The organism is Sulfoacidibacillus ferrooxidans, assembly GCF_022606465.1.
Lineage (GTDB): Bacteria > Bacillota > Bacilli > Alicyclobacillales > SLC66 > Sulfoacidibacillus > Sulfoacidibacillus ferrooxidans.
The window spans coordinates 1-293 of sequence record NZ_JALBUF010000120.1 but is presented as its reverse complement, the minus strand read 5'-3'; the positions used below and the strand labels follow the sequence as shown (position 1 = coordinate 293).

Annotated in this window: 1 protein-coding gene; it reads left to right on the top strand. The window is 40.3% G+C overall.

The window, feature by feature from the left end:
• Positions 1-293, top strand: a 293-nt coding sequence (gene tnpA, locus MM817_RS16650; protein ID WP_241717188.1) for an IS200/IS605 family transposase, incomplete at both ends; no start/stop codon positions are given.

Below are 293 nucleotides of genomic sequence, written 5' to 3'. Positions count from 1 at the left end.
TGATTCAAACCACAATGTCACGTTTGATTGTAAATACCATGTTGTCTTTTGTCCAAAATATCGCCGTAAAGTGCTTGTTGAACCCATTGACGAAAGGTTAAAGGCGTTGCTTTCGGAAAAGGCAACGTACATTCAGGCTGAAATCGTTGAAATGGAAATCATGCCTGATCATGTTCATCTTCTCATCAAGTGCGATCCGCAATACGGGATTCACAAAGTCGTTAAACAACTCAAGGGATACACTTCCAAAGTTCTTCGTGATGAATTCAAATCCCTAAAAAGTCGCTTGCCTT